The 13,959-nt window shown below is 64.8% G+C and carries 11 protein-coding genes and 1 pseudogene; 6 read left to right on the forward strand and 6 right to left on the reverse strand.

Translation table 11 applies throughout. The features are described from left to right. Positions 1-28: 28 nt before the first annotated feature. The 3 genes from ACNJX9_RS04145 to ACNJX9_RS04155 form a co-directional block, all read right to left on the reverse strand. Positions 29-1,750 (reverse strand): ATP-dependent Clp protease adaptor ClpS, encoded by a 1,722-nt coding sequence (locus ACNJX9_RS04145; protein ID WP_439407894.1) that lies wholly within the window; start codon positions 1,748-1,750, stop codon positions 29-31. Positions 1,751-1,854: 104 nt separating this feature from the next. Further along, complete coding sequence (locus tag ACNJX9_RS04150; protein ID WP_439407895.1) at positions 1,855-3,477, reverse strand: MDR family MFS transporter; 1,623 nt, start codon at positions 3,475-3,477, stop codon at positions 1,855-1,857. After that, positions 3,419-4,681 (reverse strand): HlyD family secretion protein, encoded by a 1,263-nt coding sequence (locus tag ACNJX9_RS04155; RefSeq protein ID WP_439407896.1) that lies wholly within the window; start codon positions 4,679-4,681, stop codon positions 3,419-3,421. Before ACNJX9_RS04155 ends, ACNJX9_RS04150 begins: the two co-directional genes overlap by 59 nt. A gap of 141 nt (positions 4,682-4,822) precedes the next feature. Here ACNJX9_RS04155 and ACNJX9_RS04160 point away from each other — a divergent pair, with 141 nt between their 5' ends. The 6 genes from ACNJX9_RS04160 (at position 4,823) to ACNJX9_RS04185 (ending at position 11,577) form a co-directional block, all read left to right on the forward strand. Further along, complete coding sequence (locus tag ACNJX9_RS04160) at positions 4,823-5,431, forward strand: TetR/AcrR family transcriptional regulator (protein WP_439407898.1); 609 nt, start codon at positions 4,823-4,825, stop codon at positions 5,429-5,431. Between the two features lie 47 nt (positions 5,432-5,478). Further along, a complete protein-coding gene (locus ACNJX9_RS04165) occupies positions 5,479-5,952 on the forward strand; it encodes a MarR family winged helix-turn-helix transcriptional regulator (RefSeq protein ID WP_439407899.1) in 474 nt (157 codons plus the stop codon). A 12-nt stretch (positions 5,953-5,964) separates the two neighbouring features. Next, the gene (locus tag ACNJX9_RS04170) at positions 5,965-6,735 is read left to right on the forward strand and encodes an enoyl-CoA hydratase (protein WP_439407900.1); all 771 of its coding nucleotides are present in this window, start codon (positions 5,965-5,967) and stop codon (positions 6,733-6,735) included. Between the two features lie 124 nt (positions 6,736-6,859). Beyond that, positions 6,860-8,941: a methyl-accepting chemotaxis protein gene (locus ACNJX9_RS04175; RefSeq protein WP_439407901.1), complete on the forward strand. Its 2,082-nt coding sequence runs from the start codon at positions 6,860-6,862 to the stop codon at positions 8,939-8,941. Positions 8,942-9,053: 112 nt separating this feature from the next. After that, entirely contained in the window at positions 9,054-9,992 is a 939-nt protein-coding gene (locus ACNJX9_RS04180; protein WP_439407902.1) for a dihydrodipicolinate synthase family protein, read from the forward strand. Between the two features lie 331 nt (positions 9,993-10,323). Beyond that, on the forward strand, positions 10,324-11,577 hold the full coding sequence (locus ACNJX9_RS04185) for an IS110 family transposase (RefSeq protein WP_439405121.1): 1,254 nt from the start codon (positions 10,324-10,326) through the stop codon (positions 11,575-11,577). 192 nt (positions 11,578-11,769) lie between these two features. On the opposite strand, the gene ACNJX9_RS04190 is transcribed toward ACNJX9_RS04185, so the two are convergent. The 3 genes and pseudogenes from ACNJX9_RS04190 to ACNJX9_RS04200 all read right to left on the reverse strand — a co-directional run. Continuing rightward, entirely contained in the window at positions 11,770-12,474 is a 705-nt protein-coding gene (locus ACNJX9_RS04190; RefSeq protein ID WP_057751922.1) for a DUF1045 domain-containing protein, read from the reverse strand. An 18-nt stretch (positions 12,475-12,492) separates the two neighbouring features. After that, positions 12,493-13,686, reverse strand: a complete 1,194-nt coding sequence (locus ACNJX9_RS04195) for an alpha-D-ribose 1-methylphosphonate 5-triphosphate diphosphatase (RefSeq protein WP_439407903.1) — start codon at positions 13,684-13,686, stop codon at positions 12,493-12,495. Further along, positions 13,683-13,829 (reverse strand): annotated as a pseudogene (locus ACNJX9_RS04200) (chloramphenicol acetyltransferase); the annotation flags it as partial. The gene ACNJX9_RS04195 and the pseudogene ACNJX9_RS04200, both read right to left, overlap by 4 nt. Positions 13,830-13,959 lie beyond the last annotated feature (130 nt).

Below are 13,959 nucleotides of genomic sequence, written 5' to 3' on the forward strand. Positions count from 1 at the left end.
GCCAGCCGCCGAGGTTAACACGCGCAGTTCACCCCGCCGCCATGGCCTGTGCACCTCCCAGCAACCGCGCATTGAGCCGGCCGCCGGAGAACAACATGTCGTCGAGCGCTTCGTCGATGTCCGCTGATATCACCGACCTGCCGCCATCGCGCGCGATGCTGCCCTGTGCCAGCCGCCGCATCAACTCCTTGATGAACGCGCAACTCGTGCCTTCACTGCGTCGTGCCGCCTCGGCGATCACGGCGTCCTCAAGCGGCAGTCCTTTGCCGTAGAGCTGGACCAGCTTGTTGCGGCCAGCCTCGTCGGGGAGAGGTACTTCGATCGCCTGATCGATGCGCCCCGGGCGGCCAGCGAGGGCGCCTTCGAGGTCCTCCGGCCTGTTGGTGGTCAGGACGAACAGGATGTCCGCATCCTCCTTCAGCCCGTCCATCTCGTTGAGCAGCTTGTTCAGCATGGATTCCTCGCACGGCCCCATGTCGTCGCGATCTCGGGCGATCAGGTCGACGTCCTCGATCACCACCATCGACGGCTGGAGCAGGCGCGCCAGGCTCATATAGGCGCCGAGCAGGCCGATCTGCTCGGCAGTGATGATCAGCGTCGTGTGCCCGGGCAGATGCGTTGCGAGATAGCGGATCGTATGGGTTTTGCCGGTGCCCGGCGGCCCGTACAGCAGGATGCCCTTACGGGTCGACTGGCCAAGCCGGCGCAATTGATCGCGGGTGCCGACGAAGGTCAGCACGTTGCGATCGAGCAGCCGCAAGGTCTGCTCCGGCAGGATCACATCGTCACGCGCGATCGCCGGCAATCGGTGCACAGTGATACCGCGCGAGCGCCCGCGATAGTCGGAATCGGCATCGAGCGAGAGGATCTTGCCGCGATAGGTCCGCGCGGCCTGCACAGCTTCTTCCAATTCGCCAAAACATTGCTGGACGAGGGCTGCGCTCGCGCCGCCCGCAGGCACCAGGATCTCGATCCGGATGCCCGGCTCGCGGCTGTATTCGCGGTGCGCACATAGCAAGACAGAATAGCGGAGGCCATCCTGTTCGCACAGCCATAGCCCGTTATCCAGACACTTGACCGGTTTCTTCTCGCCGACGTCGACATCTGAATATTGCAGCGGGGCAATCGCGACGGCATAGCGGCCGCTCTTGAGGAGCCGCGAAATCGAGAGCGTTTCGTAGCGCTGCTCCTCGTTCAACCCGAACAACCTGATGGCTTCGCCGAAGAGCCGGTCGACCGCGGCCTGCACGTCCACGCGCATATGGCCGGGAAACTGGCGGATCGTGGTCACCAGCTTGCTGCGAGGAACGTTGGCAAAATGCCAGTCCAGAACGTCGCAAGCGAAGTCGAAATTCTCTTCCTGCTCGCTATCGGGCTGGTCCGCTGCGCGCATGCATTCGCTGCACAGCCAGATCGTTCGGTTGCCGATCCGAACATCCGTCCGTCCGTCGCCATTGCCGCAGAGCTCGCACGAGGTCTTGATCGCCTCAAGCGTGACTTGCAGCCTGTGGCCGGCAAGATTGATGGATTGTTGCGCGGACTTGAATAGGGTCTCGGCGACGGATTGCGGGTAAGGCCCGCAGATCGCCTTCTCCTTCTGCTCGATCTGGGCGATCAGCGCGGCCGCCTCGCGCTCCGTCTTGCCGAAGATCTGACGGAGCAGATCCAGCACGAACTGGTCCGGCGTATCATCATCATTATGAATGATGAGCCGGACCAGCTGGTTCTCGCCACGCATACTAATTATCACGAAAGATCTCCGATACAATTTATGGTGGTAGAGAACGAATAGGGAACACAAAAAGAAGCGGCCGTCAAGTCCGACGGCCGCTCAAATGCAATCGCTATGCGAGCCTAGTGCGCGCCGCCCCCGCCCGCTGCCTTCACCCGCCGCGTCAGCAGCACCGCGATCGCGGCCAGCACCAGCACCACGCCGATCACGGCAAAGGTGTCGGAGAAGCCCATCACCAGCGCCTGGCGCTTCACCGTCTTGCCGAGTGCGATGATCGCCTGCTCGCGCGCGGCGTTGGGATCGGGCACGCCATGGGCGATGAAATAATCTGTCATCTGCGCGAGGCGGCTGCGGACCTCCTCGCGGCCGAGCGTCACGGAATGGCCGATGATGTTGGAGTGGAACTGCTCGCGCTTGGTGACGATGGTGGCCAGCACTGCGGTGCCGATGGCACCGCCGAGATTGCGCATCATGTTGGAGATGCCGGAGGCGGCAGGCGCATCCTGCGGCGCGACGCTGCCGAGGCTGAGTGCGGACAGCGGCGCCAGCGTCAGCGCCTGGCCGACGGCACGCACGACGTTCGGTATGAAGAATTGATCGCCGGAATAGTCGAGCGACATCTCGATGTTGAGAAAGGAGCTGGCAGCGAATAGCAAGAGGCCGATCGTCGCGATGTAGCGCGCATCGAAACGTTGCATCAGCTTCGGCACCAGCGGGATCAGCAGCAGCTGCGGCAGGCCGGTCCAGGCCAGCACATTGCCGATCTGCTCGGCATTGTAACCCTGCACCTGGCCGAGATAGGCCGGCAGCAGATAGACCGAGCCGAACAGTGCAAAGCCGAGGAACACCGCGGCGATGGTGCCGACGCCGAAATTCCACTGCGTCAGCAGGCGGAGGCGAAGCAACGGCTTCTCGACCACGAGCTCGATGGTGATGAACAGCGACAGGCTGATCGCGGCGATGACCGCGAGCCGCATGATGAAGGGCGAGCCGAACCAGTCGTTCTTGTTGCCTTCCTCGAGCACGGCCTGCAGCGAGGCGAGGCCGACCGCCATGGTGGCGATGCCGAACCAGTCGCCTTCACGCAGCAAAGCGAGATTCAGGGGTGCACGTTCCAGGGTGAGGAACAGAATGCTCACCATGACTGCCGTCGGCAGCACGTTGACGAAGAAGATGGTCTGCCAGCCGTAATTCTCGGTGAGATAACCGCCGATGGTCGGGCCGATTGCCGGAGCGAACGTCACCGCCAGCGAGAACATCGCGAGCCCGATCGGCTGCTGGCCCTTCGGCAGCTTGGTGAAGACCAGCGTGAAGGCCATCGGGATCAGCACGCCGCCGAAGAAGCCCTGGAAGCCACGCATCGCGATCATCGACGGCAGGTCGTGAGTGAAGGCACAGGCGACCGAGAACGCCGCAAAGAGCGAGGCAAAGCTCAGCATGATGTTGCGGAACGAGAACACGCGCGACAGGTAGTCGGTCAGCGGGATCACGATGATCTCGCCGATCAGGTACGACGTCGAGATCCAGGATCCGTTGTCGACACCGGTGCCGATGCCGCCCTCGATGTTGAGCAGCGAGGCATTGGTGATCTGGATGTTCAGGATCGCCATGAAGGCGCCGATCATCGCGGCGAAGACGGCGATCCAGACTGTGGCACTGGCCCTGTTCGGGTCGGCGGCGACGCGATCAGGCGTCGCGGCCGGTATGGAGGGCGCTGGCGTCGAGATTGCGAGGCTGTTGGACATGGCACGACCCTCCGGAAACAAGCTTGGCTTTGGACTGCGTCGAGGGCGTCGTTGCCGCTTGCGCGGTCGGCGCTGAACGGGTTGCGATCGTCGGGATCACGGACATGCCGGGCCGCAGCTCGATCACCGGCTGCGTTTCGGCATCCAGCGCGATCTTCACGGGGATGCGCTGCACGATCTTGGTGAAATTGCCGGTGGCGTTGTCAGGCGGCAGCAAAGCAAATTCCTGGCCGCTGGCCGGCGCGATGGAATCGACGTGGCCATGCACCACCTGGCCCGGGAACGTATCGACCTCGATCTCGACCTCTTGTCCGGCGCGGACGTGGGTGAGCTGCGTTTCCTTGAAATTGGCGACGACATAGGCGCCCTCGGCGGGCACGATCGACATCAGCTGGGTGCCGGCCTGCACGAACTGGCCGACGCGCAAGGTGCGGTTGCCGATGACGCCGTCGATCGGCGCGACGATCGTGGTGTAGCCGAGATTGAGCTCGGCCTGATGCTGAAGCGCGGCGGCGCGGGCGGCGGCGGCATTGGCGTGTGCGATCTCGGCCTTCAGCAGCTCGACTTGCTTGAGAGCTGAGGCGAGATTGGCGGTGTCGCGCTGGATCGCAGCCTCGGCGCCGGCGTTGCGGGACTGTGCCTGCTGCGCATTCTGCACGCTGCCATAGCCGGTCGCGGCGAGATCGGTGTAACGCTTGTTCTCCTGTTGCGCGAAGATCTTTGCTGCGGTGTCGACATCGATGGTCGCCCTGGCCGCGGCGATCACCGCATCCTGAACCTCGAGCTGCGCCTGCTTGCTGGTGATCGTCGCATTCGCGGCGGCGACATCGGCCTTGGCCTGGTCGAGCGCGACGCGGAAGTCGCGGTCGTCGATCCGCGCCAGCACCTGGCCTGCTTTCACATGCTCGTTATCGCCGACCAGGACACGGTCGAGATAGCCGCTGACCTTCGGCGCGATGGTGGTGTTGTCGGCCTTCACATAGGCGTCATCGGTCGAGACCAGGAAGCGGCCGACGGTCCAGTAGTCGTAGCCGTACCAACTCGCGCCAGCGAGGGCGGCGAGGGCCACTCCCGCAAGCAACAGCTTGCGAAGGTTGAGCTTTCGGCTCGGGGCGGGGGCTGATGAGGCCGGCAGAATGCCCTCCGGTGCCAGGGTTGGAACCACGGTGCCTTCGGATTTCGTTGGGTTGGTGTGGACGGTCATCGCCGCCTCCCTGAATTAGGAAACTTGACGATTTCCAAAATAGGACTAGCTTTGAGACTGTCAATGGAATGACAGGCATCATTTAAAGACATGGCTCAGACAAAATCGTCATCACAGGTTCGTGCGCGCGGACGGCCGCCTGTGCGCAGCGACGAGGAGACGAAGCGGATCGTCCTCGAGGCCGCGCGACACGCGTTTGCCGTCGATGGTTACGCAGCAACCAGCACCGAGGAGCTGGCGCGCGGCGCCGGCATCTCCACCAAGACGCTCTACCGGTTGTTTCCGGGCAAAGCGGCGCTGTTCGAGGCGATGTGCGCTGACAGGCTCGAGCGGCTGCTCTCCGACGTCAATCTTCAGGCCAACAACCAGGCCGACATCGAAACAAATCTTGCTGCGGTGCTGGTCGCCTGTGCCGATCTCGCACTCGATCCTGAGGTCGTGGCGCTGCAGCGCATGGTGCTGCAGCAATCGGCGACGTTCCCCGATCTTGCCGCGAATTTCTACCGGGACGGCATCGCCCGCACCGCGGCGGCGCTCGCCGGCTGGCTCCGCGTTCAGGTCAGGAAGAAGCGCCTCGCGCTCGACAATGTCGATGAAGCGGCCGGCATGATGATCGGCATGATGGTGTCAGCGCCGCAACGCGCCGCGATCTACGCAAGCGTGACGCTGCCCTCCCGCAAGGAGATCGAGCGGCGGGCAAAGGCATGCGCCGCAATTCTGCTCGACGGCTGTCGCGGGCCGTCGCGCTAGCGGCGGCAGGCTTTGACAATCCGACGAAGCTGGACTATCTATTTCGCATGCGAAATAAACCGCCTGAGGCGAAGCATCATCGGCTGATCTATCTGCTCAACGTCGCGCAGCGCCGTTTGCAGCGCTGGATGGCTGTGCAGCAGCAGAATGAGGTCACGCCGGCGCAGGCCGGGTTGCTGTTCATCCTGAGCAAGCAGGACGGCGTCCTGATGGGCGAGGCGGGCGCGGCGCTTGATCTTGGTCCGGCCGGCATCTCCGGCCTCGTCGATCGCAGCGCAGCGGCAAAACTGGTCGAGCGCCGCGCCGATCGCGAGGATGGCCGCGCCTTTCGGGTGTGGCTGACGCCGAAGGGCCGCACTGTGCTGGCGCAGGCGAGGGCCGATACGGCTGCGATCAATGCCGCCCTGACGGAAGGATTTACCAGCGCCGAGATCGACATCGTCGCGCGCTGGCTGACCAGCATTCAGGACAAGTTTCCACGAGACTCCCTAAGAGACGGCACACGAGATCCAGAGCAATAAGAGGAGACACTGATGACCGAGCATGTGCGAGTTGAAAACAACAACGGAATTCTCACCCTTACCCTGGCGCGCCCCGACAAGAAGAATGCGTTGACGGACGCGATGTACCGCAAGCTCGCCGACACCATCGAAGCCGCCGAGTCCGATCCGTCCGTGCGCGTGCTGCTGATCCGCGGCGAGGGCGACATGTTCACCGCCGGCAATGACGTCGGCGAGTTTGCGGCCGTCGCATCAGGCAAGTCCGAAGGCAGCCGCAATGTCGGACGCTTCGTCCAATCGCTGGCGCGTTGCACGCGGCCTCTTGTTGCGGCCGTGCAGGGCCGTGCCGTCGGCGTCGGCACCACCATGCTGCTGCATTGCGATCTGGTCGTGCTTGCCGAGAATACGCAGTTGTCGACGCCCTTCGTCAGTCTCGCGCTGGTGCCGGAAGCTGCCTCCAGCCTCTTGATGCCGGCGCGCATAGGTTATGCTCGCGCCTATGAGATGTTCGCCCTCGGCGAGACCGTGCCGGCCAAGTCCGCGCTGGAATGGGGCCTCGCCAACCGCGTCGTGCCGCTCGAGAGGCTCGATACCGAGGCGCTCGCGCTCGCCCAGCGTCTGGCCAAACAGCCGGCCGGTGCGCTCATCGCGACCAAGAAGCTGATGCGCGATGGCGAGGCGCTGGTCGCGCAGATGAATGCCGAGGGCGAGCAGTTCGCCAAGCGTCTGCGCACCGCCGAGGCGCGCGAGGCATTCACGGCCTTTGCCGAGCGGCGCCCGCCTGATTTCACGAAGGTTTCGTGACATCTGGCCCAACCTCAAGGGGGCTGGCAAATCGCGAACACCGCATTTGACTAAAACCTTAACGGAACATTGGCATGTCCCGATGCAAGGTGGCCTCTCCTGGACAAAGGCCCCCTTGTGACCCATGGCAATGTTTAAGAAATCGGTAAGCTCGCTGCTCCTGACCCTGATGGCCCTGTTGGCGGCCGGCGCGCTCGCCTCCACGGCGATCCAGATGGTGGGGGCCCTCGGCCGCTACAACGACAGTCTTGAGACGGCGCGGCTTGCCGCTGCCGACAAGGCGATCTTTCACGGCGTGGTAGCGCTCCGCCAGAATCGCGGCGACGCCCAGAGCGCGATCCTCGGCGAGGACGATCCGCGCGCAAAGCTCGCCGAGGCGGAAAAGGCGGAGCAGGGCGGCTATGAAGGTGTCATCGCCGCGATGGCCAGCGTCGACTTTGCCCGCCGGGACGAACTGGCGAGCAAGCTGAAGCAGGGCTGGAGCGAGGCCGCCCCGCAATTCCAGCTGTTCTATGATGAAGCCAAACGTCCGCGCGCCGAGCGCAAGATCGAGCGCGGCAACCCCTGGTACGATGCCGTCACCAAGGTCATCGACACGGCGAACCTCGCCTCGACCGCGGTGTCGAACCAGGCCTGGATGAACGATCCCTTCATTGCCCGCATGGTCCAGGTCCGCCGCCTCGCCTGGCAGGTGCGCGACCGCTATGGCATCCATTGCTCGTCGCTGCGCTCGAACGTCAACAGCAGCAAGCCGCTCGACGACACTCAAAAGCGATCAGTGGCACAGTGGGACGGCACCATTGCCTCCAGCTTTGCCGGCATGGCCGAGTTGCTGGCAGCCCCCGATGTTCCCTCAGAATTGGTTAGCGCAGCAAGGGACGCGCAGGCCAAGACCGACGGTGTTCTCAAGCAGATCGGCGATCTCACCAGGAATTTTGACGGTAGCGGCAAGCCGGCGATGGCGGCGGCGGATTGGAATGCGCTGTGCCAGTCGCCGTTCCCGCTCATTGTCGCTATCGCGACCACGGCGCTCGACCAGTCGATCGTGCGAGCCGAGACCGTTCAGGCCAAGGCGCTGACCAATCTCATCGTGCAGTCGCTCGCGTTCCTGCTGGCGCTGTCAGTGACGCTGGCCGGCGTCTATGTCGTGCGCAATCGCCTGATGCGTCCGGTGCGCGCCATTCTGGAGGCGATCGCCCGGATCAGCGCGCGGGACTACGCGACGCCGGTTCCGCAATCCCGCTATCCCGACGAGTTCGGCACCATGGCCGCCGCGCTCGAAAGCCTGCGCGAGAGCGCGGCCACCGCGGAACGGCTCGGCCGGGAACGCGAATCGCAGCAGGCGCTGCAGCTCGCCCGCTCCGGCGCCGTCGACGAGGCATGCCGTAGCTTCGATGACACCGTGCAGGCGGTGATCCAGAGCGTCGCGGCATCGGCCAAGGAGCTCGATGCCACCGCGACCGACGTGCGCATGCTGACGTCGGAATCGAGCAGCCAGACGGCCGCGGTGTCGTCCGCCGCCGAGCAGGCCACCAACAATCTCGAAAGCATCGCGGCCGCGACCGAGGAGCTCTCGGCCTCGGTCGGCGAAATCTCCGCGCAGGTGCAGTCCAGCGCACGCGATGCGCGCGAGGCGGTGGCTCAGGTCGAGCAGACCAACGCCACTGTCGAGATCCTCGACCAGACCGCCGGCCGCATCAGCGAAGTCGTGAAGATGATCCACGCCATCGCCGGCCAGACCAATCTGCTCGCCCTCAACGCCACCATCGAGGCGGCGCGCGCCGGCGAGGCCGGCCGCGGTTTTGCGGTGGTTGCCGGCGAGGTCAAGAGCCTGGCGTCGCAGACCGCGACCGCCACCGAAGAGATCTCGCGCCAGGTCGAGGAGATCCAGAGCGCGACCGGCCAGGCCGTCGCCGCCATCCGTTCGATCGGCGGCGCCATCAGCGGCATCGACGAGAAGATGACGGCCATCGCCGCCGCCGTCGAACAGCAGCGCGCGGCCACCACCGAGATCTCGCGCAACTTCCAGCATGCCGCCCAGGGCACCCGCGAGGTCACCGACACCATCGGCAGCGTGGCCCAGCTCAACCAGGAGACCGGCAATGCCGGCACGGTGCTGTTCCAGTCCGTGACCAAGATGTCGGCCGACGCTGACCGCCTCCGCACCGCGGTGGAGGGCTTCCTCGGCGCCGTGAAGTCCGCCTAGGGCTTCTTTCCCAGCTTGATGGAACGTGGATCGGCATTGCCGGGTCTGGCTGCGACCTGTAAATGGTAGCGGTACCAAGCTCCAACGACAGGACGACAGGGAGATGTCTTCGATGCCGGTCACCCCACATAAGGCCCAGCGCCCCTATCGCGGCGTGTTTCCGGTCGCACCCACCATCTTCGATGCGCGCGGCGAGCTCGATCTCGAGGGCCAGCGCCGCTGCATCGATTTCATGATCGACGCCGGCTCGAACGGCATCTGCATCCTCGCCAATTTCTCCGAGCAGTTCGTGCTGACCGATGCCGAGCGCGAGGCCGTGATGCATGTGGTGCTGGAGCATGTCGCCGGCCGCGTGCCCGTGATCGTCACCACCACCCATTTCAGCTCGGCGGTGTGCGCGGCGCGCAGCAAGCAGGCCGAGGCCGCCGGGGCCGCCATGGTGATGGTGATGCCGCCCTATCACGGCGCCACCTTCCGCGTTCCGGAGAAGGGCATCGTCGAATTCTTCAAGGTGCTCTCGGGCGCGATCACCATCCCCATCATGATCCAGGATGCGCCGGTTGCGGGCACGCCGCTGTCGGTCGAGCTGCTGGCGCGGCTGGCGCGCGAGCTCTCCAACATCCGCTATTTCAAGATCGAGGTGCCGGGCGCGGCGTCAAAGCTCCGCAGCCTGATCGAGGCCGGCGGCAAGGACATCGAGGGCCCCTGGGATGGCGAGGAAGCCATCACGCTGATGGCCGATCTCGATGCCGGCGCGACCGGCGCGATGACCGGCGGCGGCTATCCCGACGGTATCCGCCAGATCATCGATCCCTATTTCGCGGGCGACCGGGAGAAGGCGAAGGCCGCCTATGAACGCTGGCTGCCGCTGATCAATTACGAGAACCGCCAATGCGGCCTGATCGCCTGCAAGGCGATGATGCAGGCCGGCGGTGTGATCAAGTCCGACGCGGTGCGCCATCCGCTGCAACCGCTGCATTCGGCAACGCGCGCAGGATTGCTGGAGCTCGCCAAGGAGCGCGACGCGCTGGCGTTGAGGTGGGGGAAGTAAGCCTCATGCACCGCAATCGTAGGGTGGGCAAAGCGTAGCGTGCCCACCACCTGCGTATTGCCGAGAAGAACGTGGGCACGGCGCAAGGGCGCCTTTGCCCACCCTGTACCCTTCTGACGTTCATGGCCGGCCTAGAGGTGTAGACTGGCCATTCGGGCCGATCCGTCGGGAGCAGCCTTGTCCACCCGTGCCTTGAGCACCCACGTAGGAACCGCGCCCCAGCGGAACGTCCGCGATCGAGATCCAGTAGGAGGTCATTGCGCCGAGAGCGCCAGTACAGGGATCGATCAGGATCGCGGTTGGCCCGCTTTGAGAGCGAGGAGATCCAACGATGGTCAAGGACGTGCAATGGTTCGTCGGGATCGATTGGGCAACGCGGAGTCATTGCGTTTGCCTGCTGGATGCGGAAGGACGGCCGGCCGGCCAGCGCGACTTTGCGCATGGCGGAGCCGGACTGACGGAGCTGTGTGATTGGCTGGTCGAAAAGACCAAGGCCGCACCGGGACAGATCGCGGTGGCAATCGAGACGCCGCATGGCCCAGTGGTGGAGATGCTGCTCGAGCATGGTTTTATGGTCTTTGCCATCAATCCCAAGCAACTCGACCGCTTCCGGGATCGCTTCACGGTGGCCGGTGCCAAGGATGATCGCCGCGACGCTCATGTGCTCGGAAGCTCATTGCGTACGGACTGTGCGGCCTTCCGCCAGCTTGCGGCCGACAATCCGCTGGTGATCGAGCTGCGCGAGTGGTCGCGCATGGCGGAGGAACTGCAGCAGGAGCGCACGCGGCTTGCCAATCGCCTGCGTCAGCAGTTGTGGCGGTACTATCCCCAAGCGGCCAAGCTGACCGACGATGTCGCCGACGACTGGTTCCTGGCACTTTGGCAAAAGGTGCCGACGCCGGACAGCGCGGCCAAGGCCAGCGACAAGGCGATCGCGCGCATCCTCAGCGCCTATCGTATCCGCCGCCTCGATGCGGCGACGGTGCTCAAGACTTTGCGCGAGACACCCCTGCTCGTGGCACCGGGCACGACGGAGGCTGCGTGCGTGCATATCCGCAGCCTCGCGGCCCGTCTGCGCCTGGTCAATCAGCAAATCAAGGAAGCGCAGCACAGCCTGGACCGCCTGTGCGCCAAGCTCGAAGAACAGGAGAGCCCCGCGGGGCAGAATCCCGAGCAGTGTGACGTGGCGATCCTTCGCTCCTGGCCGGGAATCGGCAGGATCGTTCTCGCCACACTGCTCGTCGAGGCCACCGAGCCTCTGCGCAGACGAGACTACCACGCCTTGCGCGCCTTGGCAGGGGTCGCACCGGTGACGCGGCAAAGCGGCAAGCAACGCTTCGTGATCCGCCGCCTGGCCTGCAACAGGCGGCTGCAAAGCGCCGTTCATCACTGGTCGCGCGGCGCGCTTCAATACGACGCCGCAGCCCGGCGACGCTATGATGCTTTGCGGCAGCGCGGACACGGCCATGCGCGTGCGCTGCGTGGTGTGGGAGATCGCCTGCTCTTTGCCTTGTGCGCGACGCTCAAGCACCAGACGCCCTACGACGCAGACCACAACAGCGCGAAGATCTCGGCAGCAGGCTGAGCCGTTCCTTTGTTCGGCCGCATGCGACCGTTCCTTCGTCCCGACCTGCCGAACGCAAGAGCGCCGCGCGCAGACGCTGTCCAGGATGCCATAGGCAGCGGCAAAGCCGGCGCGAAGCGTCCTGGATAGCGTCGAGCACGGTGCTATGGTTATCTGTCAGGGACTTCCACCCTTGACGAAGGGTAGGAGGTCCTACGGGGCCGGTGCCAACGTCCATTCGCCCACGATATAAAAGCGTGCCTTGGCATCATCCTGCTTGAACAGCGTGATGCGATCGATCGCCAGCTTTTCCAGCTTCAGCGCCGCAAACCTTGCCCGCAACATCTCCAGGATCGGGCCGCGCCGCTGGGCGTCCAGCCGCCCCGTCAGCGTCATGTGGAAGCGGAAATCTTCCATCACGTAAGGGTAGCCCCAGCGATCGAGATAATCGCGCTGGCGCTCGCTGAGCTTTTCCGGCTTGCGCCGCGCGCGGTCTTCCGCGGTCAGGGGCTGGCGGAAGCAATCGAAATCGCGGACGCCATCGGCGGCGAGCTGTTGCAGCGCGCCAACCGGCTCGGCCGGAATGACGGCGATGAAGCCGCTGATGGAATCGACGATTGGGCGGATCACCGGGATCGGGCGCGCCTTGCCGGCGAATGTCGCGCAGGCCGCGGCGAGTTCGGCCTCTGTCTTGCCCGCTGCCAGCGCCATCGGCGCCTTCAGCGTGCCGTGAAAACCGTATTTGCGGGGATCGGCGGTGACGTCGCGCCAGTCGGCGGCGACGCGCAGGGCGTCGCCGGGAAAGGGCAGTTCGTCGCCGGTGTAGGCATCATAGCCGAGCAGCTCGGCGCCGAAGCGGGAGAGTGCGTGGTCGGCGCCGGCGGCAAAATAGATCGCGTAGCGGGGAAAACCTGTCATTGCCCAAGCATAACTAATTTATGCTGCAACGATAGTCTCGCGCGGTGTCGCCGCGATGCCAGCCAGACGCGTCGCATCGGTGAGATGGACGAGCTTGCCGGCCGCGATCACCGCGACCAGCCGCGGCCGCAGCGGCATGCTGTCGTCGACGAGCAGGATGTCGGCGCGACGGCCCGCCGCCAGCGTGCCGCGATCAGTGAGGCCAGCGGCCTCTGCGGGCGCCGACGAGATCAGCTTCCAGGCCTCGGTCAGCGGCAGCACGCCGTCGGCGGCGAGGCGGACTGCGGCGAGCAGCGGCGCCGGATAGTAGTAGTCGGAAGCCAGCACCGTGCAGAGCCCCTTCGCGATCATGTCGGAGGCTTTGGTCCAGCCGGTGTGGCTGCCGCCGCGCACGACGTTCGGTGCGCCGTAGACGATGGCATCGCCATGATCGGCTGCCTCGCGCGCCGTCTCCTCATTGATCGGAAATTCGGCGAGCCTCACGCCCATGGCGCGAAAATTCCGGCGCATCGCCGGCGTCGCATCGTCATGCGACAGCATCCGCACCTCGGCCGCGCGGGCCTTAGCAGCGAGCCGGGCGATCGAGGCCGGAACCTCGGCTGCGCGCGACACGATATGCGCGACAAGCTTGTCGAAATCCTCGCCCGACACGCCGGTGCGCTCCACCATGCGGTTACGCTTGCGCGGATTTGAGATGTCGGCAACGACTCCGTCCATATGGTCGTTGAAGGCGAACAGGTCGACGCGGCCCTCGGCCAGCCATTGGCCGATCTCAGCCTCGGCATCGAGATTGTAGGTCTCGTGGCGCAGGTGAAAACGAGTGTCGGCGGCGAAGTGCGGCCGCTGCCGCTCGATCGCCTCGAGCAGGCGCCTGGCATTGTCGCCGCTGCGCAGGCCCGGCTCCCATGACCAGGTGGTGGCGTGGAACACCGTGGTGATGCCGTTGCTGATGACCTGGCGGTCGGTGTCATCAAGCGCGACGTCGATCGGAAAATCGACGCCGGCGCGCGGCATCATCTGCCGCTCGAAGGCATCGCCATGCAGGTCGACGATGCCGGGCAGCACCAGCAAATCGCGCGCATCGATCGCCAGCCGCGCGCGACCGCGTGCCGCATCGATCTGCGCAATGTCGGTTCCGGATACGGCGAGCGATGTTTCGGCGAGCCCGGAGCTAACAAGGGTCCGGCCACCTTCGATGAAAATGTCTGTCACGCGACCGCGCTTGGTTTGCTGGAAGGGAGACTTGCCTCTGCTTCGTATGCCGACAGGAAATCTTCAATTGCGAGCGTGCGGAATTAGGCCAGCGCCGCACGCAATTTGTCGTGATCCCAGTCCCACCATGCCAGCCTGGCCAATGTCGCGTCTCTTCGAGCGGCACAATGACGGTGTGATGACGATACGATGACAGGGGATGAAGTGTGTAGGATCGCCCCGCCGCATTGCGCGTGTCATACAAGTGTCAACCGCCGGGGATAGCGGTGGGCT

This window comes from Bradyrhizobium sp. BLXBL-03 (assembly GCF_051853015.1).
Taxonomy (GTDB): domain Bacteria; phylum Pseudomonadota; class Alphaproteobacteria; order Rhizobiales; family Xanthobacteraceae; genus Bradyrhizobium; species Bradyrhizobium manausense.

What these genes read in the sequence shown, in the direction of transcription:
- ACNJX9_RS04150 (WP_439407895.1), bottom strand. Translation starts at nt 3,477, where the DNA reads ATGTCCAACAGCCTCGCAATCTCGACGCCAGCGCCCTCCATACCGGCC.
- ACNJX9_RS04155 (WP_439407896.1), bottom strand. Translation starts at nt 4,681, where the DNA reads ATGACCGTCCACACCAACCCAACGAAATCCGAAGGCACCGTGGTTCCA.
- ACNJX9_RS04165 (WP_439407899.1), top strand. Translation starts at nt 5,479, where the DNA reads ATGCGAAATAAACCGCCTGAGGCGAAGCATCATCGGCTGATCTATCTG.
- ACNJX9_RS04170 (WP_439407900.1), top strand. Translation starts at nt 5,965, where the DNA reads ATGACCGAGCATGTGCGAGTTGAAAACAACAACGGAATTCTCACCCTT.
- ACNJX9_RS04175 (WP_439407901.1), top strand. Translation starts at nt 6,860, where the DNA reads ATGGCAATGTTTAAGAAATCGGTAAGCTCGCTGCTCCTGACCCTGATG.
- ACNJX9_RS04180 (WP_439407902.1), top strand. Translation starts at nt 9,054, where the DNA reads ATGCCGGTCACCCCACATAAGGCCCAGCGCCCCTATCGCGGCGTGTTT.
- ACNJX9_RS04185 (WP_439405121.1), top strand. Translation starts at nt 10,324, where the DNA reads ATGGTCAAGGACGTGCAATGGTTCGTCGGGATCGATTGGGCAACGCGG.
- ACNJX9_RS04190 (WP_057751922.1), bottom strand. Translation starts at nt 12,474, where the DNA reads ATGACAGGTTTTCCCCGCTACGCGATCTATTTTGCCGCCGGCGCCGAC.